Annotated in this window: 25 protein-coding genes; 4 read left to right on the forward strand and 21 right to left on the reverse strand. The window is 34.5% G+C overall.

Translation table 11 applies throughout. The annotated features are described in order from the left end of the window. Nucleotides 1–78 precede the first annotated feature (78 nt). From ACE1MS_RS21450 to ACE1MS_RS21470, 5 genes are all read right to left on the reverse strand, one after another. Nucleotides 79–1197, reverse strand: coding sequence for a serine hydrolase (locus tag ACE1MS_RS21450; protein ID WP_036164976.1), 1119 nt, complete (start codon nucleotides 1195–1197; stop codon nucleotides 79–81). An 800-nt stretch (nucleotides 1198–1997) separates the two neighbouring features. After that, nucleotides 1998–2219 carry a hypothetical protein gene (locus ACE1MS_RS21455; RefSeq protein ID WP_036162419.1) on the reverse strand — a complete coding sequence of 74 codons (222 nt, stop codon included), beginning with the start codon at nucleotides 2217–2219 and terminating at the stop codon, nucleotides 1998–2000. 68 nt (nucleotides 2220–2287) lie between these two features. Beyond that, on the reverse strand, nucleotides 2288–2464 hold the full coding sequence (locus tag ACE1MS_RS21460; RefSeq protein ID WP_012295988.1) for a hypothetical protein: 177 nt from the start codon (nucleotides 2462–2464) through the stop codon (nucleotides 2288–2290). Nucleotides 2465–2750: 286 nt separating this feature from the next. Next, nucleotides 2751–3194 carry an SRPBCC family protein gene (locus tag ACE1MS_RS21465; protein WP_025113581.1) on the reverse strand — a complete coding sequence of 148 codons (444 nt, stop codon included), beginning with the start codon at nucleotides 3192–3194 and terminating at the stop codon, nucleotides 2751–2753. Between the two features lie 124 nt (nucleotides 3195–3318). After that, the gene (locus tag ACE1MS_RS21470) at nucleotides 3319–4767 is read right to left on the reverse strand and encodes an Msr family ABC-F type ribosomal protection protein (RefSeq protein ID WP_447402614.1); all 1449 of its coding nucleotides are present in this window, start codon (nucleotides 4765–4767) and stop codon (nucleotides 3319–3321) included. Nucleotides 4768–5309: 542 nt separating this feature from the next. Between ACE1MS_RS21470 and ACE1MS_RS21475 the strand changes: the two genes are divergently transcribed. Further along, nucleotides 5310–6149, forward strand: coding sequence for a YitT family protein (locus ACE1MS_RS21475; RefSeq protein WP_012295994.1), 840 nt, complete (start codon nucleotides 5310–5312; stop codon nucleotides 6147–6149). Nucleotides 6150–6199: 50 nt separating this feature from the next. Here the strand turns inward: ACE1MS_RS21475 and ACE1MS_RS21480 are convergent, their stop codons facing one another. After that, complete coding sequence (locus tag ACE1MS_RS21480; RefSeq protein ID WP_036162422.1) at nucleotides 6200–7105, reverse strand: D-alanine--D-alanine ligase; 906 nt, start codon at nucleotides 7103–7105, stop codon at nucleotides 6200–6202. Nucleotides 7106–7109: 4 nt separating this feature from the next. After that, nucleotides 7110–8579: a MocR-like pyridoxine biosynthesis transcription factor PdxR gene (pdxR, locus tag ACE1MS_RS21485; RefSeq protein WP_012295996.1), complete on the reverse strand. Its 1470-nt coding sequence runs from the start codon at nucleotides 8577–8579 to the stop codon at nucleotides 7110–7112. Between the two features lie 309 nt (nucleotides 8580–8888). On the opposite strand from pdxR, the gene ACE1MS_RS21490 reads away from it, so the two are divergent. Together ACE1MS_RS21490 and ACE1MS_RS21495 are read left to right on the forward strand one after the other, a co-directional pair. After that, the gene (locus ACE1MS_RS21490; RefSeq protein ID WP_036164988.1) at nucleotides 8889–9671 is read left to right on the forward strand and encodes an ABC transporter ATP-binding protein; all 783 of its coding nucleotides are present in this window, start codon (nucleotides 8889–8891) and stop codon (nucleotides 9669–9671) included. Then, nucleotides 9668–11281 (forward strand): hypothetical protein, encoded by a 1614-nt coding sequence (locus ACE1MS_RS21495; protein WP_447402615.1) that lies wholly within the window; start codon nucleotides 9668–9670, stop codon nucleotides 11279–11281. Before ACE1MS_RS21490 ends, ACE1MS_RS21495 begins: the two co-directional genes overlap by 4 nt. A gap of 46 nt (nucleotides 11282–11327) precedes the next feature. On the opposite strand, the gene ACE1MS_RS21500 is transcribed toward ACE1MS_RS21495, so the two are convergent. The 10 genes from ACE1MS_RS21500 to ACE1MS_RS21545 all read right to left on the reverse strand — a co-directional run bounded on the left by ACE1MS_RS21500 (nucleotide 11328) and on the right by ACE1MS_RS21545 (nucleotide 20248). Then, nucleotides 11328–11942 carry an ABC-2 transporter permease gene (locus ACE1MS_RS21500; RefSeq protein WP_031416679.1) on the reverse strand — a complete coding sequence of 205 codons (615 nt, stop codon included), beginning with the start codon at nucleotides 11940–11942 and terminating at the stop codon, nucleotides 11328–11330. 4 nt (nucleotides 11943–11946) lie between these two features. Then, a complete protein-coding gene (locus ACE1MS_RS21505) occupies nucleotides 11947–12804 on the reverse strand; it encodes an ABC transporter ATP-binding protein (protein ID WP_012296000.1) in 858 nt (285 codons plus the stop codon). Next, on the reverse strand, nucleotides 12805–13182 hold the full coding sequence (locus ACE1MS_RS21510; protein ID WP_031416681.1) for a GntR family transcriptional regulator: 378 nt from the start codon (nucleotides 13180–13182) through the stop codon (nucleotides 12805–12807). It abuts the gene before it with no gap. Nucleotides 13183–13720: 538 nt separating this feature from the next. Further along, on the reverse strand, nucleotides 13721–14146 hold the full coding sequence (locus ACE1MS_RS21515) for a MarR family winged helix-turn-helix transcriptional regulator (RefSeq protein WP_332291129.1): 426 nt from the start codon (nucleotides 14144–14146) through the stop codon (nucleotides 13721–13723). After that, nucleotides 14136–14414, reverse strand: coding sequence for a transporter suffix domain-containing protein (locus tag ACE1MS_RS21520; protein ID WP_012296003.1), 279 nt, complete (start codon nucleotides 14412–14414; stop codon nucleotides 14136–14138). The genes ACE1MS_RS21515 and ACE1MS_RS21520 overlap by 11 nt, the downstream gene beginning before the upstream one ends. A 149-nt stretch (nucleotides 14415–14563) precedes the next feature. After that, complete coding sequence (locus tag ACE1MS_RS21525) at nucleotides 14564–16201, reverse strand: DUF4179 domain-containing protein (protein ID WP_447402616.1); 1638 nt, start codon at nucleotides 16199–16201, stop codon at nucleotides 14564–14566. After that, nucleotides 16188–16721: an RNA polymerase sigma factor gene (locus tag ACE1MS_RS21530; protein WP_031416685.1), complete on the reverse strand. Its 534-nt coding sequence runs from the start codon at nucleotides 16719–16721 to the stop codon at nucleotides 16188–16190. The genes ACE1MS_RS21525 and ACE1MS_RS21530 overlap by 14 nt, the downstream gene beginning before the upstream one ends. Nucleotides 16722–16979: 258 nt before the next feature. After that, nucleotides 16980–18341, reverse strand: a complete 1362-nt coding sequence (locus tag ACE1MS_RS21535; protein WP_012296006.1) for a TraB/GumN family protein — start codon at nucleotides 18339–18341, stop codon at nucleotides 16980–16982. Nucleotides 18342–18556: 215 nt separating this feature from the next. Beyond that, entirely contained in the window at nucleotides 18557–19249 is a 693-nt protein-coding gene (locus ACE1MS_RS21540) for a stalk domain-containing protein (RefSeq protein ID WP_012296007.1), read from the reverse strand. Between the two features lie 285 nt (nucleotides 19250–19534). Next, a complete protein-coding gene (locus ACE1MS_RS21545) occupies nucleotides 19535–20248 on the reverse strand; it encodes an SDR family oxidoreductase (protein ID WP_031416686.1) in 714 nt (237 codons plus the stop codon). 254 nt (nucleotides 20249–20502) lie between these two features. On the opposite strand from ACE1MS_RS21545, the gene ACE1MS_RS21550 reads away from it, so the two are divergent. Beyond that, nucleotides 20503–20841 carry a winged helix-turn-helix transcriptional regulator gene (locus ACE1MS_RS21550; RefSeq protein ID WP_012296009.1) on the forward strand — a complete coding sequence of 113 codons (339 nt, stop codon included), beginning with the start codon at nucleotides 20503–20505 and terminating at the stop codon, nucleotides 20839–20841. Between the two features lie 468 nt (nucleotides 20842–21309). Here the strand turns inward: ACE1MS_RS21550 and ACE1MS_RS21555 are convergent, their stop codons facing one another. Genes ACE1MS_RS21555 through ACE1MS_RS21570 form a run of 4 tightly spaced genes read right to left on the reverse strand, consistent with a single transcriptional unit; the run spans nucleotide 21310 to nucleotide 25272 of the window. Then, on the reverse strand, nucleotides 21310–21933 hold the full coding sequence (locus ACE1MS_RS21555; RefSeq protein ID WP_036162429.1) for a response regulator transcription factor: 624 nt from the start codon (nucleotides 21931–21933) through the stop codon (nucleotides 21310–21312). Beyond that, nucleotides 21926–24196, reverse strand: coding sequence for a sensor histidine kinase (locus ACE1MS_RS21560; protein ID WP_416277813.1), 2271 nt, complete (start codon nucleotides 24194–24196; stop codon nucleotides 21926–21928). The genes ACE1MS_RS21555 and ACE1MS_RS21560 overlap by 8 nt, the downstream gene beginning before the upstream one ends. Beyond that, nucleotides 24180–24362 (reverse strand): competence pheromone ComX, encoded by a 183-nt coding sequence (comX, locus tag ACE1MS_RS21565; protein ID WP_036164729.1) that lies wholly within the window; start codon nucleotides 24360–24362, stop codon nucleotides 24180–24182. The genes ACE1MS_RS21560 and comX overlap by 17 nt, the downstream gene beginning before the upstream one ends. A 10-nt stretch (nucleotides 24363–24372) precedes the next feature. Further along, complete coding sequence (locus ACE1MS_RS21570) at nucleotides 24373–25272, reverse strand: polyprenyl synthetase family protein (protein ID WP_416277812.1); 900 nt, start codon at nucleotides 25270–25272, stop codon at nucleotides 24373–24375. Nucleotides 25273–25325 lie beyond the last annotated feature (53 nt).

Consider the following 25325-nt stretch of genomic DNA (forward strand, 5'->3'; position numbering starts at 1 on the left):
TTGAATGACATGATCCTACATTCTCAGATTGTCTTGAAAGGTTGCTTGATGAACATAGATGATTTTAGAGGCAATGCATCACTCAGATAATTCACTTTGAAGACGCATCCTAAATTTTTCATCTGTAAGAAATTTCAATTGAAAACTATTCATACTAGTAGATAGTTTAATTTGTTCCATTGTATTTAAATCGTTAGCAAAAAAGGCTATCTCCGTCTGATTCCCTTCCTTATCCTTCGCATAGGCAGCTAGTGTCAATACGAAGGCTGTTGACCCTCCTTTTTGACCTGCGTGTGTAAGCCATTCTTGATTTTTCGGATTTTGCATCAACTGTTCCATTACAGGATCTAAATATTTATGTACATCTTCAGTAAAGTAATTTTTACTGTTCAATTTTTCTAAAATAGATATGTAATCACTTGTTGAAGCCCTTATTAAACGATCAGACCATACCCTTTGAACATCCATATTGAGCATTTTTATGGCCTGAGCTTTCTGCTCTTTTGTTAAAGGTTCTTCTAGCCAATTTTTGTGAATAGCCCATGCCCTTTCTCGATATTCAGCCATCCCCATATCTTTTAAGGCAGTTAGTGTTTCTTTTTCCGTTAGGCTCTTTTCATCTCGTAGTTGGATAGGGATATAGAGAGCACTTGTGATTGGATAGAGGGGTTCATGACCTTTTACACCCAGTTGAGTGAGAACCTTATTGATATTTTGAAGCCCTAGTATATGCATTAAATAATCTGTATTGGCATTAGAACTATAAGTAATCATTCCATTCGCAACCTCGCTCAGCGGTACACTTTCCTTGCCATTGAGGTTTAACTGCGCTAGCCACGCTTCATGGGCGCCTCCATCTGTTTTAGGGATATAAAATGTCTCTAATTCCCTTAAGCGAACTTGTTGCTGAGGATTAATATGTCCATCTGCGGCTTGTTGAGCATATGCGATAGCTACGATGATTTTAACTGTACTGGCTAATGGTAGCTGTTCCATGGTGTTTAGTTCCACCCAATACTGCTGATTGTGTTGAATGGCTACGGAAACATTTTTATCAGCTCTATGTTCCTTTATAAATTGAACAATATATTCTGGGTCATCCTTCTGCATCTCTTTTTGAAATTTCCAAAATACTATACCTATGACAAACCCTGCACAAATTAAAAGGCCACCCATCATCCAGTATATTTTTTTCACTTTAATCCCTCCATCACTCTGCTACTTCCACCAACCATTGCTGTAATGCTGTAGACAACTGGTTTAATCGCAACGCTACTTCTGTGTTTACTTCATCTTTATGACATTACTGCTGGTTAAGCGTTTTTTCGACGGACCTAAACATATAACTAGCAGTAACATTGATCTAGCGCAACCAATGTTACTGTATCATTGTTCAGTAAATAAACACGACGGTTAGCACTTTTTTATTTTTCAAAAGCTGAAGAAGTCTTGCTTTAATACCAAAGCTTTATTTAATTTGATAGTAAGAAACAAAAACCCATCTATAATCTCCATTTACGTGAGATTTAGGTGGGTTTTGAATGTGTTAATTTAGTCATCGCCCCTCTTCTTGATAAATAAAACTAATGCTAATGAAGCCAAAAAGAATAAACTTAGATGGAAACTTAATAAATTAGCAATGTATTGAATGTAATAATGAGTATTAAGTATTGAACTTTGTTGTAGCATTAAAGTAGAAATAATTGTCGGACTAAATAACGAAATAACAGCAATAAAAATTATACAAGTTGAAAAAATTTTTTTATCCAAAAAATCACCTATCAATTCTGTTTATACATATCTATAAGTTTTTGTATAGGATACTCCCACTGGTTTTCCTGCAACCCCACTCCCAGCACGAACATATTTAGTAGAAATAATTTGTCTTTCAGGAACCCAATAATCAAAATGATACTGATCAAGTACAGGATAAGCGCTTAATTCTACTCGTCTTACTTTTTTCCATTGTGGTTAGCTGAAGCTGTATATTTACCAGTTTAGCTTACCGCATGTGTACTTGAAACACTAAACCCAACTGCAATGGAAACAGCATTTTTATTAAAACCGCTTATTGTACCATCAAGAGTAGCTGAAGCTGAAAAAGTATTAGTTAAGCTCATCTCTATTCCTGGTTCTCCCCATAACGTATTAAGCAATTGTGTACCTTGAGTTCTACCGGCAAGAAATACATTGTCTGCATACGGTACGAATGCGCTCATTGGTTGGACACGTAAATTTTCTTCGACATTTTCTTCAATTGTTCTATTACTATCAATAACTGTTACAGTTAAAATATTTTCATCTTCATATAACTATTGACAGCATTTTCGAAATCTAATTCAGAATTGTAATTTGCTCTATCGACTACTATTTCCTCATTATTTAATTCTGCTGCAGAACTTGGTGTAATTGAAAACCCTAAAAATAACAATAATCCTAAAAATGTTAACAATAAGTATCTCATTACTTCAATCCTATTTAATTTTGGAAAATATTTTACAACTAATTAATATGGTAACATATATGGAAAATATTAAAACATTCATTTATGTTATCTTAGACCTTTTCAATTTTTAATAAAAAAAACATAATCATTTTAATCTTTAATAAAATTAGATTTAAATGATTATGTCTATTTTAAATATTAAGCATAGTTTACCTGACACGTTTTAAATCCTGACTTTTAAAAAAAGACTTGTCCCTCATAGTGGCATCAATATTTAAGGTCATTACATTATAAGCTAAATACTCTAATGAATTAATGAAGCTCTTAAAGTATTTATGCCATTTTCTAAGTATCCTTTGAGACAGGTTAATGTATAAATCCAGCCTTCTTTTTGGCCCATCATTTTCGTCACAATTTCCGGATCATGTGCGTTCAGTCCTGATTCCACTACCTCAATGATTGTCTCACCTTGATATTCCTCAAGAGTCATAGTAACAATCGTCACTTCACCATGCTCCTCCCCCCAAGAAAATACAATTTTTTTGTTAGTCTCTATTTCAAGTACAGAGATAATTCCTTCTGCACTATACTCCTCGTATCTCAATGTAATCCTCTTCCCCTCTGCCCATCTTTCAGAGCTACTAGAAAACCAATAATGTCCTATTTCAGTAGGGGAAATAATGGCTTCAAAAACTTTATGAGCTGGCTGCTTGATTTTTAATTTAGTCGTCACATTCGTATTCATCATCGATCATCTTCCTTTTTATAGTGTCTATCTATCACATTCGCCAAATTATCCCTCTTCCCTCTCTTTTATTAAAAATTTAATAAAAAAATGCGATTCCCCTCATGGTAGAATCGCACCCTTACATTTAAAATATCTTATTATTTTTTATTGTGAGATGTATGTCTGCTACATTTTCGATAAAATTTTTATCATGGGTCACGAAGATTACGGTCCCCTCATAAGCCGTTATAAATTGCTCTAGCGCTTCTAATGCTTGAATATCTAAGAAGTTGGTTGGCTCATCCAATAACAGTATATTATAGTTTCCCAAAAACAGATAACATAGCTGGAGGCGTATTGCTTCCCCACCGCTTAATGAGTTCACACTCTTTTGTATATCAGTTCCTACAAATTGCATGGAACTTAAAATATTTCTTAAAAAGCCTTCATCGTAATCAGCGCGATTTTTTAAAAATTGGAGAACTGTTTCCTCACTTTTAAATTGATAGCTCATTTGATTAAAATAGCCGACTTTAGCCTTAGGAGAAATGGTCAATCCCTCCCCATTAGTTGCAATATATCGTAATAATGTACTCTTTCCGCAACCATTACTACCTGTAAGCGCAATTTTTTTACCCAATGGTATTTGGAAGTTTACTTCTTCCAATAGTGCTTTTTCCGGAACGTGTAACGTGAATTGATCTGCTATAATCGGAAATTTATTGTGCAGTTCTAAAGCTTTCGATTGTCGAAAAACTATTTTTCTGTCTACCTGCACCGCATCTACTTTCTGAAGCTTCTCTATTCGCTGTTCTATTGCCTTGGCTGCCCGTTGTACGTTTTTTTGACTTGTACCTTTGGACTTTGTCATAAACGTAAGGTTCGGTTTTGCATGAGCTTCTCTTTTTGACATGTTACCTGCTTGGGTAATTTTTTCAGCCTTTTTCATTTTATCTTCAGCAGCTTTTTCAAGACGACTTCTTTCTTTCAAGTACAAGTCATGCGCATGACGTTGTTGATCTCGCTCCAGCTGCTTTTGCCAAGCATAATTACTATAATTGCCCGAATAAATGTTTACTGTGCCCCCATCAATCTCCCAAATTGTTGTGACCAATTCATCCAGAACCGCTCGATCATGGCTAATTAGTACGAGCGCACCATAGTAATAACGCAATTCATCCACTAGAAATGAAATACCCTCTTGATCTAAATGTGTCGTTGGCTCATCAATGAGCAGTGCCTCCTTATAATAGGAGAATAATTGTGCTAACTTTAATCTCGTTTGCTCTCCACCACTTAGTCCCTCAGAATTTGATGGAATAGCTAATTTCCCTAATAACTGTCCCTCCGCCTCTACGAGCATTGGTGCTTCCATTTGTTCAAAATAACCGAAATGTACATGACTTTTTACTATCCCACTTGTGGGCTGAATCTTGCTAGCCAGTATCTTCATTAATGTACTTTTCCCAGCGCCATTTTTCCCAACGATACCGATACGATCAAATTGGTGAATGGCCAATTTTTCAATGTTTAAAATCTCTTTATCTAAATAACTTACAATTAGGCGATCTAATTCAAAGCAAACTTTTTCCATACGACTACCTCCCGAAATTGAATCATTTCGTATCGATAGCTATGGTACCGATACGAGCTTTTAGTTCAAGCTCGTATCAAAAGAATAATAGCATATGCATGATCTATTCCTCCTTATTGGATAAAGCAACCAATCACAGACAATTTGCCTGTAATCCAAGTAACTAGAATATATTTAGAGAATATGTCTCTACATAAAGGCGTGAGCTATTCTATTTCTTGTATGATAGAAGATGATTAAAAAAGGACAGACTATCTCGTATACTCTGGCTTCACAAACCGTTTTGACCCTATTCAGTTATTGGCTTAAATCAGGGCAACGTCGCCTCATCGAATATGTCATTTTTTAATAACCCTCCCAAAAAGTGTTATGACTATTATAAATATTTTTTCTAATTAGTCAAGGTCTTCCAGACTAAAGACATGTAAAAAAAGGACGATATATCCTAAATGAACATTACAAAAAAAGTATATCATTTGGTGAAAACCTGATATAGTATGGATTTAAGAAAAAATCTAATTTGATATGGTGGTGTTATGTGAATGAAAAAATACGTAATGGATATTTTAATGATTATGCTTGGATCACTGCTCTTTGCCCTGGCAGTTAACTTATTTGTTATTCCGAATGATTTGGGTGAAGGTGGCGTAACGGGTTTAACGATTATAGCCTATTATCTTTTCGGATGGTCTCCGAGTATTGTCAGCTTTATTATGAATGCAGCTTTACTAATAGTTGGCTATAAATTTCTAAATAGACAAACAACAATTTATACGATTATTGCCGTCTCATTCCATTCTTTATTCTTACATTTAACGGAATCTTGGTCGATTTCCTCAAATGAAATTATCGTTAATACGATTTTTGGTGGAGTATTTGCTGGGGTCGGTATTGGTTTAATTATTCGAGTTGGAGGTACAACTGCTGGTTCTACGATTTTAGCTAGAATCACCAACAAATACCTTGGTTGGAGTATTAGCTATGGACTTTTATTCTTTGATTTAATCGTTGCTTTTTCATCTTATTTTATCATCGGTGCAGAGGCATTAATGTTAACGATAATCATGCTTTATGTTGGTACAAAGGTGATGGAGTTCGTTATCGAAGGAGTTAATCCTAAAAAAGCAATTACAATCATCTCTAAAAAACCTGAAGACATTGCTGGACAGGTAACTGCTTACATGAACCGTGGCGTTACGGTACTTTCTGGTCATGGCTATTATACAAAGGAACAAAAAGAAATTTTATATATCGTCATTAGTAAGCAAGAAGTTGTAAAGCTCAAAAAAATAGTTAAAGAAGTCGACAAGGATGCCTTTATTGCCATTCATGATGTAAGGGATGTTTTTGGAGAAGGCTTTATTGAATTAGCAAAATCATAAGATAGTCAAAACACCTTTTGGATGTGACAACAAAAAGGTGTTTTTTCTATTTATCTATTATCAATTTGTAAGGAGCTATCAATTATGCTATCTAATAGGGCAGAATAGCTTATTCCAGCGGCAAGGGCGCTTTTGGGTAGCAGGCTATTTTGGGTCATGCCAGGTAATGTATTAACCTCCAACACATAGGGAACGCCCTCTTTAATTAACATATCTACTCTAGCATACACACTACATTTTAAAGACTTATAGCTGGTCATCGCAGCCTTTGCCACACGGTCATGAATAGCAAGTGGGAGTTCCACAGGCTCCTCTATTGTTGAAGCATCATCATATTTCGCCTGGTAATCAAAAAATACTGCCGTATGTTTGATTGAGAGGACTGGTAATAGCTTATCATTGAGGATTGGGCATGTAATTTCGTCACCAATCATGTACTGCTCAATAATGATTTCGTTATCCCACTTAAATACCTCTGAAACAGCTGCCAATAAGGCATTTCGATCATGGACAATTTGAACACCTACACTAGAGCCACCAGCATTTGGTTTAACAACAAGCGGATAACCTATCAGCTCTATGTCCTGTAATGGTAGCACCTCTCCCCTTATGAGATGCATCCAATCTGGTGTTGCGATCCCTTCATAGCGCAGTATTTTTTTGGCCATATTTTTATCCATGCACAAACTACTTGCTAGAAGACCGCTTCCTGTATAAGGGATACCCAATGTTTCTAACACACCTTGAATCGTGCCATCCTCCCCAAACTTACCGTGTAATGCTAATAAAGCTACATCGATACCTTGCACTTTTTCTATTACCTCTTGATGGTCTTCCAATAAGATTTCAACAACATCGTATTTTTGTTTATTTAAATGAGCAACCATTTCCTTCCCTGTCATCATCGAGACCTGCTTTTCAGAGGAGGTGCCACCCATGATTACGCCAACTCGCATTTTTTCAACCCCTTCTATCATTTCTTAATGTATCACCGATAATTTGAATACCCCGAACAATATCTTCTTCTGATAACCGTGAAAACCCTAGGCGAAATGTGTTTCTACCAAGTCCATTTGTGTAAAATACATCTCCTGGATAAAACACCACGCCTTTGTCATAACATTTTTCTAATAATTCGCGAGCATCAATGCCCTCTTCTAGTTCAATAAAGAGATGAAGTCCTCCATCCCCTCTGATTTTGCAAAAAGGGATATATTGCATAGAGGCTTGACGAGCAAGCTCATATTTTTTCTTGTAAACGGATCTTGCTTTCTTTAAATATTTTTCAAAATAACCATCCTGTAAATATTGATATAACACTGCCTGATCCAATGTCGATGTATGAATTGTTCGCGCTCTTTTCATGCTTTCTAGGCTGGCAATTAACGCCTTATCTGCTAAAATCCAGCCAACACGTAAACCTGGGAAAAGAATTTTAGAAAAGCTGCCAATGTAGACAATGTTATTACCTGACCCACTAAAAGCGATGAGTGGCGCCAAATGAGAGCTTGAATACCTTAATTCCTCATTAAAGCCATCTTCTACAATAGGTATTTCAAAGTTGGAAAATAGCTGAAAGATAGCATTCCTCTTCTCAGAAGAAGTGACAATTCCTGTTGGATTATGATAGGACGGAATAAGATAGGCAAAATCATAATCCATTTTGGCTAACGTTTTTTCCACCTGCCCCATGTCAATCCCATCATCTCTCATATCAATGCCATGTATATCTAGCCCATGTAAACGAAAAAGCTTCAATGCTGCGTGGTGTGTAGGATTTTCACATAGTACACGCCCAGATTTTTTGGCTATTGAGGATAATAAAATATCTAATCCCTCCGTAAAGCCGTTAGTAATTAAAATATCTTTATTAGAAATATCTACGCCCTTCATTTCCATATAATGAAGGAGATAATCGATTAAAGGCTTATACCCTTTTGCATAGCCATAATTCAGCACAATATCGCCTTCAAGAGACATCCGTGTAAGAAAAGCCCTTTTAAAATTTTCCACATCAAAAAGCTTTTCTTCTGGAGCAATGCTGGTAAAGGAGATCATTCCTTTTTGCCACTTTATATCTTGTCGTACTAAATCGATTTCATCAGCTAATAAAGTTGCAGTATTAAGCCTATTCTTCCAATCAAGTTCGATAGTGGACGTTTTCAAAGTAGTAACCTTACCTACAAAGTTGCCTTTTCCCTTCACTGCATAAATGATGCCATCCTGCTCTAGCTCGGCATATGCATTTAACACTGTATTTCTGCTAACTGCTAATAGCTTACTAAGTTCACGGGTAGATGGAAGCTTTTGATGTTCTAACAGATGCCCTTTGACAATCATGTCTTGAACATAATCCTTCAATTGCACATAAACAGGACGATCATCCACCATCTTAAAATCATTAAACAATCCCTGACCCCCTTGCTTCATTCTTGCACAACGAGAGCGAACTCAAAAGGTCCACTCATCATGTAATTTCCTATTATAGTGGTTGTTCTTCTTTCTATCTTATTTCAAAAATGTCAACCGTATCAAACGTGATAACGATCTTTTACACTGTTAACATGATAAGGGACATAGTGATTGATTTAAAAATGATTCGCCTAGACGAAAAGACATTAACCTTCCTTCATGGTCCATTAGGTCAACAATGGACCATTCCCAATAGGAATATATTTTCTTTTTATATGTTATAGTGTATTAATGGATATTTTTTCTATAATATGGAGGTGCACGAAATTGGAAGACATTTTAACGATTACAAATTTAACGAAAAGTTATGGAAATAAGGAAATATTAAAAGGTGTAAACCTTCATGCAGCTAGAGGAGAAATTATCGGATATATTGGTCCTAATGGTGCTGGCAAAAGCACGACTGTTAAAATTATTTTGGGACTTGAAGGTGATTATGGCGGTGAAATTAAGCTCTTTGGCAAAAGTATTGGGCAAGATCAAATAGACTATAAGCGGAGAATTGGTTACGTTCCAGAAATTGCGGATGTATATGACAATTTGACAGGCTATGAATATTTAACCTTTATCGGTCAGTTATATGGGCTAGAGCTAGAGGAAGCAGCTAACAAATCGAAATCGCTCATGGAATTGTTTGGAGTGGGTGAGGCATACCATTCTAGAATTTCCTCGTATTCGAAGGGCATGCGACAAAAACTATTAATCATTGCTAGTCTTATACATAATCCAGACTTACTATTTTTAGATGAACCGATCAATGGTTTAGATGCAAACAGTGTAATGATTTTTAAAGAGATTTTAACACAGCTTGCAGCCAATGGAAAAACAATATTTTACTCATCTCATATTATGGATGTCGTGGAAAAGATCAGTAGTCGCATCATCCTGCTATATGATGGCAACATAGCAGCGGACGGTACATTTGCGCAATTACAAGCCGGTAACACTGAGGGAACGCTAGAAAGGATCTTTAATCAATTAACAGGATTTCATGAGCATCAGGAGATTGGTGAGAAATTTGTATCCATCGTTCGAGGAGTACAATCATGACCGATTTTAAAACACTCCAATTGCTTGATTTATTCCGCTGGCTCTTTGTAAAAATGGGCATTGATTATGACATAATGAGAAAAATTCTTCATATCAAATTAACGATGGATGAACGTAAAGTACCCACACTATTTAACCAGAACAAAAAGAAGGACAATCAAAAATATGGCTATATTAAATCGCTATGGATTTATGTTTTATTCGGCCTTATTCTTATTCCACTCATGGGGTTTGGTCAAAATTTTCTATTTCAAATGAGCATTGCGTTTGCCATGATCATTTTTTTAATTATGACTTCATTGATTTCTGACTTTTCCTCAGTACTATTAGATGTACGAGATAAAAGTATACTATCAACTAAGCCGATTTCTGCTAGAACCATTAACGCTGCAAAATTTATGCATATTTTCATTTACTTATTCTATTTAACGATTGCCTTAACAGGTATCCCTTTACTTGTCAGCCTTTTTACGCAAGGAATTGTATTTTTCCTTTTAACCGTTCTAGAGATTATATTAATTAATTTGTTTATTGTAGCGATCACTGCCATTTTATATATTGCCATTTTACGCTTCTTTGATGGTGAAAAGCTGAAGGATATGATTAACTATGTACAAATTGCCTTGTCGTTAATGCTCATGATCGGCTATCAGGTTCTCATTCGATCCTTTGAATTCGTTGATTTGGATATGACAGTGTCATTTCATTGGTGGAGTCTCTTCCTAATACCCATGTGGTTCGCAGCGCCCTTTGACTTATTACTAAATGGTGATACTTCTTTATTAACAATACTATACAGCATCTTTGCCGTAATCATACCGATACTTTCGATTGGCTTATATATTAAACTCATTCCAACCTTTGAACGTAACCTTCAAAAATTATTAAGTACAAGTAAATCAAAAAAAGAGAAGCACAATCGACTGAAGACGTATTCATTAGCAATGCTATGTAGAACACATGAAGAAAGAGCATTCTTTCGTTTCGCCTCTCTTATGATGAAACAAGAACGAGAGTTTAAGCTCAAAGTTTACCCTTCATTAGGTTTTTCATTTATTATCCCATTTATTTTTATATTTACCTTTAGCAGATCCGAAAAGATTGATTACGCTACTAGTATGAGCTACTTAAATATTTATTTTAGTATGATGATTATTCCAGCTGCAGTACTTTTACTTGGTCATTCGGCTAAATATAAAGCTGCGTGGATTTATAAGATACTTCCATTAAAAGATTATACGAATTTACAAAAAGGCAGTTTAAAGGCTTTTTTAATCAAATTGTATGTCCCACTATTTTTAGTACTAAGTTTGGTCTTTAGCTATATTTACGGTATTCGAATTATCCCAGATCTACTAGTAGTTTTAGTGACAAGCTGGTTATATACACTATTTTGTTTCTTGATGATGAGCAATAAAATACCTTTTACCAAACCATATGATGAGGTTGGAGATGCTCAAGGCTGGAAAACTGTTTTATTGTTTATCCCTTTAGCTATGCTGGCAGGTCTCCACTATTTAATTGTTAGTCAAGCGGCATTCGGACCTACTATTTATTTCATAGTGCTTTTTTTCATCAACATGCTAGTATGGAAGTTAGCTTTCAAATGACAAAAACGGCTCGAGTCCCACCTTATATGGGACCGGCCGTTTTCTTTTAAAATGCCTTGCGCTTATATATCCTTACCGAGAGCATCCATGAGCCTATATATATTAGAACGATTAGTAATGAGACAATAAGGTATAGTTGTATTTCCTGTACAGTCATGAAATTTTGCACAACAGTTGTTATTTGTTTATTTAAGTTAGGGACAAAATAATTGATGATCACCATATAAACACCCAATAACCCCATAATAGCAATAGTTAAATACTTTGTTTTAAATTTATAGGAAATCGGCAGAATAAAAGAAATGACAATCATAACGAGGCCCATAATTAGCAATATTTCTTTCCACAATACAGCTACCTGTTTCCCATTTAAAAGAAAGTCGAACAAATACGTATAACACATAAAAAGCCCTGTAAAAATTAAAGCTCCAATATATTTTGAACTAACAATTTCTCTCCTTGTATAAGGTAATGAATTGAGTAAAATATTAGCATTATCTTTTTCATCATTCGAAAAAGCACTTAAAACAAATACGATACTATATATAAATACTATATATACTGATGGAACATTGACCATTAAATAAAGAATAATCGTTGCTATGTAAATGACTAGAATGTTTTTTTGAATTAATATATCTTTTAGAATAAGATTCAACATATCCTTACCATCCTTTCTTTGTATAATACATAATGTCTTCAAGCGTAGGCTTTTCAATCACAACTGTATCGCCAAATATAGTAGCTACCCGATGTTTATTGGTTGTTAATGCTTCAAAACCCCTGTTTGTTTTACGAAGGGAGACGAATTCCTGCTCCGTTTCACGATCTAATAAATCCAAGGTTCCTTTAACAATAGCGTATTCCTCTTGAATTTTGTAAAACTCCTTTGTAAAAATATGCTCGCCATTATGAATAAACGTTATATAATCTGCGATACGATCTAAATCTGTAGTAATATGTGTGGAGAAAAATATAGTTTTGTCCTCATCTTGCATTAACTCATGTAAAATATTGAGTAATTCTCTGCGAAAAATAGGGTCAAGGCCAGATGTTGGTTCATCCATTATGATTAACTCAGCGTGATGTGCTAACGCGATGGCTAATGATGCTTTCATTTTCATCCCTTTCGAAAAGGTCTTCATATTTTTGTTCAAGGGCAACTCAAACTGTTCCACATAATGCTGAAATGCCTCATCATCCCATCTTTTATAGGCAGGTTTAATAATCCTTTTCATATCCTTGAGTGTGATATTTTCATAAAATATATTCTCATCATAAACAAAACCGATACGTTCCTTTATTTCCTTTTCGTGTTTATCATAATTTTTACCAAAAATAGAAATAGTCCCACTATCCTGCTGCAATAAATTCATAATCATTTTAATGGTCGTTGATTTCCCTGCACCATTTCCTCCAATAAACCCTGTAACAAACCCTTTTTTAACGTGGATTGAAAAATCCTTTATTTGAAAACCATTAAAGGACTTTTGTATATGCTGTAATTCAATAACATTTTCCATTTATTCATCCTCCGTATACAATAAAGTAAGCATAGCCTTTAACTCCGCCAAACTAATATCCATTTCCTTCGCATTTTGAATCGCCACCAACAGTTTTTCCTCAATGGCCTTCATTTTTCTTTCCTTCATCATTTCTGAATTTTGTTCAGAGATGAATGAGCCTTTCCCAACAATAGAGTAAATATAGCCATTTTTTTCAAGCTCCTCATATGCCCGCTTCGTCGTAATGACACTAATCTCTAAATCTTTTGCAAGTTGGCGCATAGAAGGTAATGGCTGACCTTCTTGTAATTGCCCTGTTAGAATAAGCTTTTTAATCTGTGCATAGATCTGCTCATAAATAGGCTCTTTAGAACTGTTCGAAATAATAATTTGCATGCAAATCCCTCTTCTTGAAATATTGTATATATACTTTATATACAATATATACACATCGATACAAATATGCAAGTAAAATTTTCCTTTTTGTGAAATAAAAATAAAAGCATATAGCCCAATGAATGACTACATGCTTTTACGTTTAAATTGAAAATCAAGTATAGGTGTCTCAATCTGCTTACAGCCATAAGCGTGTCTTTTAAAGTGCGCCGAGTAACCTCATGCTCAGGTAAATAATCTTGTGTACCACGTACATTTTGGTAATCCATTTTTTTCATCACTTTTGCCTCCTCATTTTTTGACAAATAAAAAAACCGTATTCGATAAAGCTCTCCATCAGCTTTATTTATACGATTACATGAGAAAAAGTCTTCCTATTCAATATTAATTAAATAATAAAGATAGCAAGACTACTGACTATGATGATGTTTGGTTGTGTACGATTGGACAAAGTAGATTGTCATATGTATTCCCCCTTTTATGTTTAGGGATACTATAGGCATTTAAATAAGTTAAATATCTAATTATTTACATAATTTCACAGTAGCGCTTTTTTTAACTTTTCTAGTGCCTCTAGCACATTCGCCAAATCCTCATCCGATAGCTGCGCTTGATATTTCTCAGTGATTACTTGATTAAAAGCTTCACTTTCCTGTTTATACAGCAACCCTTTTTCACCTAATTCAATTGAAAAGCCACGTTTATCCTTGGCATGCTGCTTTTTTATAATATAGCCATCCTTTTCAAGCTTTGCTATCTGCTGGCTCACGGCACTTTTGGTAATCGTCATTTTCTCGGCTATTTCTGATGGTGAAATGGAAGGATGACGAATCACTAATGCCAAAAGGACCGCTTGCTGATTATTTAAATTGAACTTAGTATAGTCTCTTTCCATTTTCTCAAGAACAATCCAAATATCTTCAATTGTATGATTAATTTGCTCTGCTACATTGTTAGTCTTCATTTTTTTGAGTATCACCTTTTTCACGCCATTTTTTAGGATTAAGATAGCCTTTAAATTTGTTAGCTACTTCTTTCCCGACAAGTAAAGCGCCCAACCAAAATAAGATTTCAGCTACAATGATGCTGCCTGGAATAATACCTGCTTTTACTTTCGTAGGAATAGGTGTGAATGGTGTAATAATTGGAATTAACCACAACGAAAGTGAAAAAATAATAATCCCGATACCCAATTTATAGGCAATGGACTTTTGTTTTTCAATAGAGGGCATACAATGATTCTCCTATTTAATAATTTAGTTAAGTTAACTTAACTATATATTAAATATTATTGTAAGTAAAGCAATTATGGACATAATGAGTAAAAAACCCCATCTATTTGAGTTTTGATTGTCCAAATAGATGGGGGGGATTTTCATCCTTATTCTCCTATTCTTAGAGGTATACGGAGTTCTTCATCAGGTTGGAGAGTTGCGTACTTCCAAATATAAATATCAATGTCTTTTTTATTGAAATTATCATACTCGTCTATTATTTTATTATGATCCAAGCGTATGCGCGGTATTCCACCGACTCTTTCATTATTATCCAAGTAATATGTTTGCCCAACTCCACCGAACGATGGATTTGTACTAGAAGACTCCACATAGAAGTAATTGTCTTTCTTATAATATGTCCATGTGATAGGATATCCACCAATACTAGACGTTTTAGTTTGAGGTTTGTCCGATATATTAGTCAGTCGAACTGGTTGACTATCCCCTTCGAACTCATTAACTCGTTCCTTCGCAACAAGCGTTACAGGTTGATTGGCTAAGGCAGTAGCATTCAGACCTACCATTTCAAAATGAAGTTCCGTTCTGTTTGCTTCTAAATTTAATCTTCCTTTTAATAGTGTTCCACCTACATCAAGGTAATAGTCATTGTAAGGCACACGGATGTATGTCTCTTTATCTTTGGATGTAAAAATCAATCGTACTTGAGTCGGGGTCACTTTTATTTCATGGATTTTAGCCCCAACAGCAATTTCATTGTCCAATGGAATATTTAGTACTTGTTTAAATGACCCATTTTCCAAGTGTTTTTTTGATAGGTCCATATTAATATTCCAGGTACTCTCTTTGGTCTCTGTGATGTAATCATAAGTAAGCTGGAATTTTGTGCCTTCAGCCTGTAACACATCCGATTTAAATATTTGCTGACTCAAGTATCTCTCTGTAACTTCCCCTGGAGGGTGGAAACTAAAAGTTTCAGATTTTTGGATGGAATTATCTTTTACATTCATAGCCTCTATAAAAACCCCTTTATCCTGCATATCAGGATCTGTAAATGTAACCGTTGATTGAAGTAGTACTTTCCCTTTTGAATGTTCAAAGGAATGTAAGGTTACACTATCAATGCCATCCTTGTGAATAGGTAAGACTTGAGTATTAAAGTTGTTAGGATCATAGTTGATAGACTGCTTTCCAACATCGATGATTTGAATTCCTTCTATCGTAAAATCAATATTAGTCGTCTGGTCTTTTGCCACCCATTCTGTCTCAAATATACCTTGGAACATACCAAGTTCTTCGTTCCAATCCTGTAAATACACTCCCTCAATAAAGTTCCCCTCTGAATCTTTTAATCCAATCTGATCAAATCTTACATCATTTCCATCCCAAGAGGTGTTAGGTTTCAGGCTATACAGTAAAGAAGTTCTATTATCATCTATAAACGCCGTGTGTACCGTTAACGTAAATCCGTCCTTCGTAATGGATTGCTCAATCGTCTGACCTAAGCCTTGTGCTAATGCCGATTGAATACCAGCTCTATATGAAAGAATGTTTGACCAATCATAATTCAGAGCTGCATAAACTGGCGTGGCCATGAGCGCGACAGCTAGTCCAGCCACCAAAGCGAATTTCTTTCTTCTGCGGGGGCGTTGTTCAATCGTTTCACCTTCAGCCATCTTTAACTCATCTTGTTCAATAGAGCTCCACATTTGTTCAAAGTCAGGGTAGACCATATTATGATCTGCCTTCATCAATTTTTTCAGCTTCTGTTCAGTGCGTTCCAAATTGATTCTCTCCCTTCAACCATAGATTTTGGTTTTGTTCCAGTTTTTTGCGCATTATTTTTAATGCTTTATGCAGCCTCGACTTCACTGTACCTACAGGAATTTTTAACGCTTCTGCGATTTCTACTAACGACAACTCACCGATAAAACGAAGGGTGACAACGGCCATGAGCTTTTCTGGCAGCTGCTTGAGCAATTCCTCCCATTCCTCCCCAGCTACCTTCTCCATGACAATAGTGTCTACGGACTTGACCAATGCCGTATTCTGCTCATGGAGAAGTTGAACCTGACCTTGTTTTTTCAATTGAGCCTGCTTTCTTTTTAACAAGTTTAAGCATTGGTTCATCGCAATGCGCATAATCCAAGCACGTGTATGCTCAATGCTTTTCCAATCCTGACGGAACACGGTGACAAATACATCATGGCAGAGATCCTCTGCATCTTGTGCATTTCTTAGCATGTAGTAACAGGTACGGTATACATCCTTATTGTATGAATCAAATAATTCTCGTTCTGTCAATCTGAGTCACTCCTTTCTGACTGTTCTACTTTATAAACAAATGACTATTAGAAATGGTTCATCTTTTTTAGAACTTTCTTGTTATGTAATTCAATTAACCTCACAATAAAAACAGGTAGCAATAGTGTTTATGATAGGATATCTAAAACCCTCTGTTTTTTAGCTTTAGATTATATCATTGGGTTAGGATATTATGGGTGCAACTAAAAAAAAGGCAACCCTAGCTAAATTCATAGCTTTGGGTAGCCTTTTCAAATTTTATTGATAAAACGGCTTTACCTTGTATCCGTTTTTCTCCAAATGATAACGAATATTTTTATCTACTAGGAAATGTCCTGATCCCACAACAACGAAGTACGTCCCTTTTTTCTCTTCCAGTACATTCATGATCTTCTTGGCCATTTGCTCATCACGTAAACCGAAAAGCATTTCATTGAACTCAGATGATGTACCCTCCATTGCTTGGAAGCTTTTTGCGAATTCTTCAACATTCCCTTGCTGCCAGCTTGTAAACCATTCTTGAAGCATTTCGGATTGATTTTCTTCAGATGGATTTATGATATTATCCAACACAGCAACTAGTGATTCCTCCTGTGCCTCTGGGGATAATGCTTCAAACATATCAACCTGTGCTCTTGTACCTTCTAATTCAATCACTGGCTTTTGCTGTAACTGTGCGTTCAATAAAAAGTATATATCAATCCCATGCATTGCCATTTCTTGTGGTGTCATTCCAAAGGAATCGTCCATTGCCAGCATTGATAATGCGTTAGAAAGCATCCATGGCTTTTGCACTGTCAGTTCCTCCATTGGAAGATTGTAAAGCTTAGCGACTTGTTCAAGCTTCGCGTATGTTTCTGGTGCAACCGTATCTTTTAGTGTTTTACCATCTGTATACATTGCTTTTTCTGCATAGTATTCGAGTGCTTTCGTATCCAAGATATTCGCCTCTACTAATAGCGCATCCGATTCATTGAATGCCTTTACTAGCTTTTTATTAAATGGATATAAGTCTGGTGTTCCTAGATGAATAGAACCTAGTAAATATACAAGTGTATCCTCATCCTCGACAACCCAAGCTACTCCGTTCGAACCTTGCTCTGCAAGCGCATATGTACTCTGAATGAAACGCACAGCTAATATAACAGCTTGTTGTGTCGTTGCCTTGTTCTCCAGTTGCAATCCGTTTGAAGAGCCTTGTAAAATATTATGCTCTTTCATAAATTGAATAGGATCTTTACCCACAGATAAATCATAGCGCGCTACAATATTATATAAACGTTTTACAATATCCCCACGTGTGTTATCGTTCTTCACACTCACTGGTTTATATTGTTTGTTTTCTTCTAAGCCTAGAGATGCAATTTTCTTTTCTGTTAAAGCTAGTAGTTCATTTACTTTATCTACCGGAATTTCTTGAAGGAAACCATCAAAATACCATTCCATTGGGTAGATTCCGTATTTTTCACCCTCATTTAATGTTGATATTGCCCACTCACTAATTGACGGTGTTAGAGGCAGTGACTGCTCCTCCGCATGAATCACAGGTACAACCGTTGTTAGCATCAATGAAGCACCAAGCAAAATAGCGCTTGTACGTTTCATGATCTTTTTTATCATAAGATTTTCTCTCCCTTTTCTTCTTCCTTAACTACAACGTTTGAAATTATACCATAAATATACCAACTATTTTATATGTAAATGTGAAAATATTTACAAAAATGTATGGACACTTAATTATGTTGCTATAGTTATTCAAGATCAATGTTAAACAATATTCACCCCATTAAATAAGACGATGACACACATTCTTGTCATCGCCTTTAAATTAAAGCTTATTGCGTAAATTTAGGGTCTAATATACCAAGGCCACTGCCTTCCATTTCAAACTTCACTTTTGAAGCACCGTCTAAATTAACATTAACCTTTACCTTTTCTTTTATTGATCCACTATCATAGATCAATTTATTATCCGCGTAAATTTTCATATAGCCTATGCCGAATGAGCCCGCTGCTAGCTTTTTAACAGGCGTTAGAGATGTTTCAAATGTCTTATACTTTCCATTAACTAAGTATTCAACTGTATGATCTTGTACAGCCCCTCCACCGTGGAAACCTCCTAGTTGATAGGATTGTTCAAACTTTTCTCCAGTACTAATAACAATAGAGCTCGGGTTATGGAAGAAGTGATCTTCATCACTCCCAATAGGTTTTACATCTTTTAAAGAGATGAATTTAGGAACATCACCAATATAAACGGATTTTGATTTGCCATCCCATGTCACATTTTTTCCTAATGATTCAGCAATAAATCGCATCGGAACATAGGTAGTTCCTTCATAAATAAAGCCAGATTGACCCTCTTGTGGCTTTTTTTCCACCTTATCTACATAGTAATGAATCGTATCTTGATAAACATTTATTTTTTTCAAACTGCTTGCTGCGTCTGTTGTTGAAAGGTAGGTGAAGGTTAAACCTCCTAATATAAAAAAGCCTAAATAACTTGTTATGATAAGTAGTTTTTTCATATAGTACACTCCTTAATATATTTATATGTAATTATACCAAAAATTACATACTATATTCCAAGATATTGTTCAAAATAGAAAAAACCTGTTTATAACTTCTTTGGTCATAAGCAATTCTTATTCTACATCATTAAATTTGCCTTTTAAATGAAGCCTAAGGTTACTAGGCTATATTTGTTTAATCTCACAGACTTTTGTTTATGAAATTGAAGCTTTTCCCTTTTAATAGTATCAGTATCTGAACATTTCTTAAATCCGTATGCATTTTTTCATTTAGTTACGGACTTAAGCTAAAATGTGTCCTCCTTCTACATGAAGAATGGTTCCGGTCACGAAACTATTTTTTAGTAAGTATAATACGCTTTGTGCAACATCTTCAGCCCTCCCTATACGTTTCACTGGAAGTTTGTTTTCAACAGAAGCATAGAAATTATTACGTACTTCTTCTGACATTTTATTACGAGAAGGTGTATCAATGATACCTGGTGAAATAATATTCACTCGAATCGGAGCAAGTTCTAATGCCAAAGTTTGACCCAGATTTGAAACAGCTGCATTGACTGCACCTAGATTTGCTGAACCAATCATAGACTTATAGGCTACAACCCCAGAAAACAAAGTAATGGAACCGTTTGGTAAAATGTTTAACGCGCCATATTTAGCTGCATAATACTGCCCCCAAAATTTGTTTTCAAACAACTGTCGAGCTTGAGCTGTACTTGTTTGGAGAAATGAGCCACCGGATGTTTCTGCTGCGCTTACTACGAGATGATCGAATGGACCAACTTTTTCAAAGAAAGACACAACTTGCTGTTCTTGTGTTGTATCTAGTATGTAAGCTATAGCCTTCGCCCCCAATTGCTCTTTTGCATTCCGTAATTTATCTTCAGATCGGCTTGCAATGATTACTTCAGCACCTTCGGCTATTAGTTGTTTCGCAGATTCCAAGCCAATTCCTGAGCTCCCACCAATAATGACAATCTTTTTATCTTTTAACATGTTTTTACCCCCCTATATTTACCAATGGTAAATTAAACATTTAATTTCTCTTGCATGTATATATCAAGCATTAATTTTTAATGGGTATCAGAAGTCTCATTAAGATCACCTCTTCAATCCAGCCACAACGCTATTATATATACAGTAACTTCATTTATGGAAGTAGTGATATTTATTATATAAAGTTTCTAAAAGGATACTATTGTGGTAGTATAGGGTGAATTAGATAAAGAAATTTTAGGAGGCTGCTTCTGATGAATGTGATTGAGCCAGTCGTGTTGACCAAAGGAACTCCAGGTGAGACTTGTCCCATTGCTAAAACGCTGGATGTGATTGGGACTAAATGGACATTTTTGATTATTCGTGATCTGCTTATAGAAGGAACGATGCGCTTTAGTGACCTATTGAAATCAATGGATGGAATTAGCCCGAAAACACTTTCCCTCCGACTTAAGTTGCTAGAGGACCAAGGAATATTAGAAAGAAAGGTATACCCTGAGGTTCCCCCTCGCGTGGAATATACGCTAACAAAAAAGGGAAAAGGCTTGGAAGGGATTTTCATTGAACTAAAAAGATTTGGATTAAATTTATAAAAATAATATTTAAACTGTAAGTAAGGCATACTTTAAAGTTAAGCATTAATTGCTTCTATCATTGTGCAAAATGGACGAAATTCAATGAATAAAGAAGATCAAATACGTGATCTTATTATCCAAACTTCACTAAGTTTATTTAATAAACAAGGTTACAACCAAACTTCTATTCGAGATATTATGACTGCTACGGCATTAAGATATTAAAAAAATGCTTCAGGCATTTTCCGAGAAAGAGACTGATAGGTAATTCCAATAAAAAGAAAATGCTACACCAAGTTAAAACTCGTATAAAGGTAAATGATTTACCTTTATACGAGTTTAATCAAATTTTTATATACTAGTTGAAAGTAACCTACAATAACGTTAATAATTACATAAGACTTCTAATGAGGATTTTTAGTATTTAAGTTCGAAAGGTTATGGATAAAAAGAGCAGTATAAGCGTTATACTACTCTCCCTAATTTTCAAATCAACCCCATCTCCTTCGCTTTTATTACCGCTTCAGCACGTGTCCCCACATTTAACAGTGCATAGATTTGTGTTAAATTATTTTCAATTGTCCGTTGCTTTACACCCAGTTCAAGCGCAATAGCCTGATTCGTATATCCTTCCATTACGAGCTCGAGTATTCTTTTTTCTCTGTTATTGAAGCGCAATATTTTTTTGAGAGAGTTCCCTGAATACCGATCATTAACATAATCAATAAAGTTTTCAGGAAGTAACAGATCATTGTTCATGGCTGCGTAAATGGTTTTTAATATCCGATCTTTTGTTGCTGTTTTCGAAATCACATTATTAATTTTCTTTTCAATAATTAAGGAATAGTAATCTTTAATATCATCACCCGTATATAAAATTACAATTGAGGATGGATATTTTTCCTTCACTAATTCAGCAAATGTTAGACCACTGCAAGCACCGAGATTAACATCAATTAAAAAAACATCATACACTTTTTTCTCAATAACATCTGCAAATGACTCTATATCATTTAATGTATCAATTGAAATGTCTGATACGGCGTTAAAAAGCTTTTTACTGCCATCCAAAATCATAGGATGGTCGTCTACTATAAGTAGTTTAATCATAAGTAACTCCTTCCTCTATTTTTATATGGACGCGCATCCCTTCGTCAGGAGCAGACTCAATTTGGATAAAACCGTTATAAGCATAAATACGCTCTATTATTCCTTGGAGTCCCATAGAATTTTTCCGTTCACTTTCGGACAAATCGCAGCCTACACCATTATCCAAATACACCAGCTCAAAGCCATATAATGTAGAGATAAGTTGTATCTTCACATAGGTAGCTTGTGAATGCTTTATTGCGTTATTTAATAATTCTTGTACTGTTCGATAAATGAGTAAAGGATAATCAGCATTCGCTAACTCTACATCTTCAATTTCAAGAATGATAGCGAAATCCGCACGCTGATCTGTCTCTGCAAATAATTTATTTAATGCTGCCTTTAAACCTTGCTTTTCTAGTAGTGGTGGCTTCAATTTTCCACAATAATAGCGTAATTGGTGATTAAGCTCAACCAGATTTTCGCGATGCTGCTGAATGAGTTGTTGTATTTCTTTTTGTACTTGCTTGTCTTGAAATTTATCTATCTCTCTAATTAGATGGATTTGTTCTTGAAGAATCGTATCATGGAGCTCTTGAGCTAGCTGATATTTTTCGTTTTCGAGCTTTATCCAAACGAATTTCCTTAGCCATGGAGGATATGGCTTACCTGGTTTTTGAGAAGTATTCAATTGGTAGATTAAGTCTTCAACCAATTGCGTATTTTCAATAAAGTTACTTATGTACATAATCAACAGTTCAAGGCATAATAACTCTTCTCTTTTTAAATAAACTTTATCTTTATCCCCAATCGTAAGAATGTATTTTTGATCTAAGGTTTCATGTAAACAACCTATATAAAGGTCCCCTATTTTCTTTATCTCACCTAAGCTTAATTTTTCAATAGTATCAAAATTAAAGACGGGAACAGACGGTAAATCATTCTTAATAACTGTTCCATCAACTGTAGAGTAGATATAAATAGTAATATTACTAACAGCTAATTGTTGTGATAGTTCCTCTGTAAAGCGCTCTAATAATTCTTCAACTGTTGTCACTTTTATAATGCGTTCGATAGTTTTATGGACAACGTGAATATAATCTCCTTTAGGGGAATATAGTAGCTTCCGATTAGCATAATCTATCTTTTCTTTAATATAGAGTGCAACTACCAATAATATAAACACAAATAAAAAGATATACAGTAAATCCATTAAATAAATATGAATAGTAAGATAAATCCCTGTACATATTAAAGCAGCTAACGTTAATGAAAACATACTATAATTACGGATCTTGGAAATTTGATAATCTAAATCAAACAACCGCTCAGGAAATTGCACCAATAGTAAAGAAATAGGGATAACTAATAAAAACAAAGCGCTAACCGAAGATGATATGATAAATTGTTTAAATAAAAGAATCGGTAGAACGTAGAGTAGCACAAACGGGAGGAATGGTACTATCAAACATAAAAATAATAGCAAAAATTGTTGCTTACGATATCTTATGTAAGACATACCCATTATAAAAATAGCATAAAGTATTAGAACACAAAATATAACTAAAATTAGAATTGTATTGAATGGTCTTATCAAAGGATCAACCATCTCACATAGCGTCAATAAACCAACAATACAAGTAAATCCATATAAGATCATTTTATTCACTATAAAAGTGAAATGAATACTTAAAGATTTAAGATAATTACATAAAAAATGAATTAATAAAATTAAGCTTAATATTAAACCATTGCTTATTATAAATATGCCTAAACTATCTAATCGAGTAGAAGCTCCCACACTGCTATAAGTCAATGAAACTGTCAGTATAAATAAAATAAAGATGCCCAAGGATTGAAAGGTTTTTCTTTTATATATATATAAATAAATACTTAACGTTAAATTGATAAAGAAATAAACTAATGGAATAATGAAAGCATGCAGAAATTGATATGGCAACTCTGAATACTTAATTTGTATAGTCTTTAAATTACCCTGTGAATCTTCTAACAAGATACTATTTGCACTTCTTATCATATATTCTTTTGTGTCTTTTCCTGTTTCTATTTCTTTATTATCTACCTCTAAAATAGTATCCCCTTTTTCTGCATCATTGAGGTTTGCCCACTCAGGATAGGTAAAATTCTTTATGACCCAATCATTATGTACTCTTTCGACTTCAATGCCGATCAATGGAAATCTGAAACTGATAGACAACATATATACGATCGCTAATGTATAGCTAATAATCGTAAATAAAAACGCACTATATTTTATTTTCATCCACTGCCCCGCGCCATCCAAGCCCTCTAAAATAGATAGGCTCTTTAAATGCTTCTAAAATAGCCTGTTGCTCTCGTGTTGTAACACCTACTAATGACAATTTGTTTTCTTTTAAGGAAACAATTAAACTAGGATTTTCTAATAAATACTGAATTAATTTTCTCAAATTACAGCCCTCATTCCATTAATTTCTCTAAATATAGCCTACTTTTTTTGCTAAATGGCATTATCTTTAATAAATCTAGTGCTTTAAATTTAAACGTATTTTTTAATGCAACGGTATAATGGATAGCTCCGTTATTCATCAAAGCATCTTCAAAAATTTGATTATCTAAGTATGCTGTAGTACCTGAATAATAATCTGTTAAAATTTTCGAATACTCCTCACTTTGTTCAAATAAAAAAATAATAGGTATGGAAAATTTTTTATTTAGCAAATCATTTTTCTTATTCCACATGTTTAAATCCTCAATATCATTTTTTATTTGTTGAATAACACCTATATAGCTTGAATACTCTTCTACACAGGGTTCATATTTACCTAACGCTAGAACCGTGCCTAATTGACTACTTAAGGCAGTCAATGATCCAGATTTTAAAGTAATCATTTCTATATAGCTTTCTTCAACTCTACAATTATTTAATAAATCTAAGTGTTGTCCGTTAATACTTCTTAAGACAAAATCGTTTAAAACACCTATAGCTATTTGTTTATGAGTAAAGGAACTTTCACTTATCAGCTTTATAGCTAAAAAAATCATGGCTAAAGTTGCATTCATAGCAAAAGCAGGTTCATTGCACCAGATATAATCTGAATCATTGTCTTGTAAATCATCTATTATATCAAAACTTAAAATTATTAGTTCAATAGCGGCAGCTATCTTTATAATTTCCAAGTTATCATCTTGGGCAAACTCTTGATAGTGAATCATACAGAGATGGCCAAAAATCATATGTGAATCTTTTTTTTCATCAATATAATTTAAAATGTTAGTTCTGAAAGACTCATGGAAATCTTCCGATACGACTAATTCTTTCATTTCCTTAAGTATATTGTTTTGATACAACAAATCCATCCATCGCCCACTTTTAATTTAAAATATTTACATTTCATTATAAACATCTAACA

It is taken from the genome of Lysinibacillus sp. fkY74-1, from assembly GCF_053165895.1.

What these genes read in the sequence shown, in the direction of transcription:
- ACE1MS_RS21495 (WP_447402615.1), top strand. Translation starts at nt 9,668, where the DNA reads ATGACCGATTTTAAAACACTCCAATTGCTTGATTTATTCCGCTGGCTC.
- ACE1MS_RS21515 (WP_332291129.1), bottom strand. Translation starts at nt 14,146, where the DNA reads ATGAAGACTAACAATGTAGCAGAGCAAATTAATCATACAATTGAAGAT.
- ACE1MS_RS21460 (WP_012295988.1), bottom strand. Translation starts at nt 2,464, where the DNA reads ATGAGATACTTATTGTTAACATTTTTAGGATTATTGTTATTTTTAGGG.
- ACE1MS_RS21470 (WP_447402614.1), bottom strand. Translation starts at nt 4,767, where the DNA reads ATGGAAAAAGTTTGCTTTGAATTAGATCGCCTAATTGTAAGTTATTTA.
- ACE1MS_RS21550 (WP_012296009.1), top strand. Translation starts at nt 20,503, where the DNA reads ATGAATGTGATTGAGCCAGTCGTGTTGACCAAAGGAACTCCAGGTGAG.
- ACE1MS_RS21480 (WP_036162422.1), bottom strand. Translation starts at nt 7,105, where the DNA reads ATGCGAGTTGGCGTAATCATGGGTGGCACCTCCTCTGAAAAGCAGGTC.
- ACE1MS_RS21555 (WP_036162429.1), bottom strand. Translation starts at nt 21,933, where the DNA reads ATGATTAAACTACTTATAGTAGACGACCATCCTATGATTTTGGATGGC.
- ACE1MS_RS21520 (WP_012296003.1), bottom strand. Translation starts at nt 14,414, where the DNA reads ATGCCCTCTATTGAAAAACAAAAGTCCATTGCCTATAAATTGGGTATC.
- ACE1MS_RS21560 (WP_416277813.1), bottom strand. Translation starts at nt 24,196, where the DNA reads ATGAAAATAAAATATAGTGCGTTTTTATTTACGATTATTAGCTATACA.
- ACE1MS_RS21500 (WP_031416679.1), bottom strand. Translation starts at nt 11,942, where the DNA reads ATGTTGAATCTTATTCTAAAAGATATATTAATTCAAAAAAACATTCTA.
- pdxR (WP_012295996.1), bottom strand. Translation starts at nt 8,579, where the DNA reads ATGAAGCAAGGGGGTCAGGGATTGTTTAATGATTTTAAGATGGTGGAT.
- ACE1MS_RS21535 (WP_012296006.1), bottom strand. Translation starts at nt 18,341, where the DNA reads ATGATAAAAAAGATCATGAAACGTACAAGCGCTATTTTGCTTGGTGCT.
- ACE1MS_RS21475 (WP_012295994.1), top strand. Translation starts at nt 5,310, where the DNA reads ATGAAAAAATACGTAATGGATATTTTAATGATTATGCTTGGATCACTG.
- ACE1MS_RS21545 (WP_031416686.1), bottom strand. Translation starts at nt 20,248, where the DNA reads ATGTTAAAAGATAAAAAGATTGTCATTATTGGTGGGAGCTCAGGAATT.
- ACE1MS_RS21540 (WP_012296007.1), bottom strand. Translation starts at nt 19,249, where the DNA reads ATGAAAAAACTACTTATCATAACAAGTTATTTAGGCTTTTTTATATTA.
- ACE1MS_RS21570 (WP_416277812.1), bottom strand. Translation starts at nt 25,272, where the DNA reads ATGGATTTGTTGTATCAAAACAATATACTTAAGGAAATGAAAGAATTA.
- ACE1MS_RS21505 (WP_012296000.1), bottom strand. Translation starts at nt 12,804, where the DNA reads ATGGAAAATGTTATTGAATTACAGCATATACAAAAGTCCTTTAATGGT.
- ACE1MS_RS21455 (WP_036162419.1), bottom strand. Translation starts at nt 2,219, where the DNA reads ATGAGCGCATTCGTACCGTATGCAGACAATGTATTTCTTGCCGGTAGA.
- ACE1MS_RS21465 (WP_025113581.1), bottom strand. Translation starts at nt 3,194, where the DNA reads ATGATGAATACGAATGTGACGACTAAATTAAAAATCAAGCAGCCAGCT.
- ACE1MS_RS21510 (WP_031416681.1), bottom strand. Translation starts at nt 13,182, where the DNA reads ATGCAAATTATTATTTCGAACAGTTCTAAAGAGCCTATTTATGAGCAG.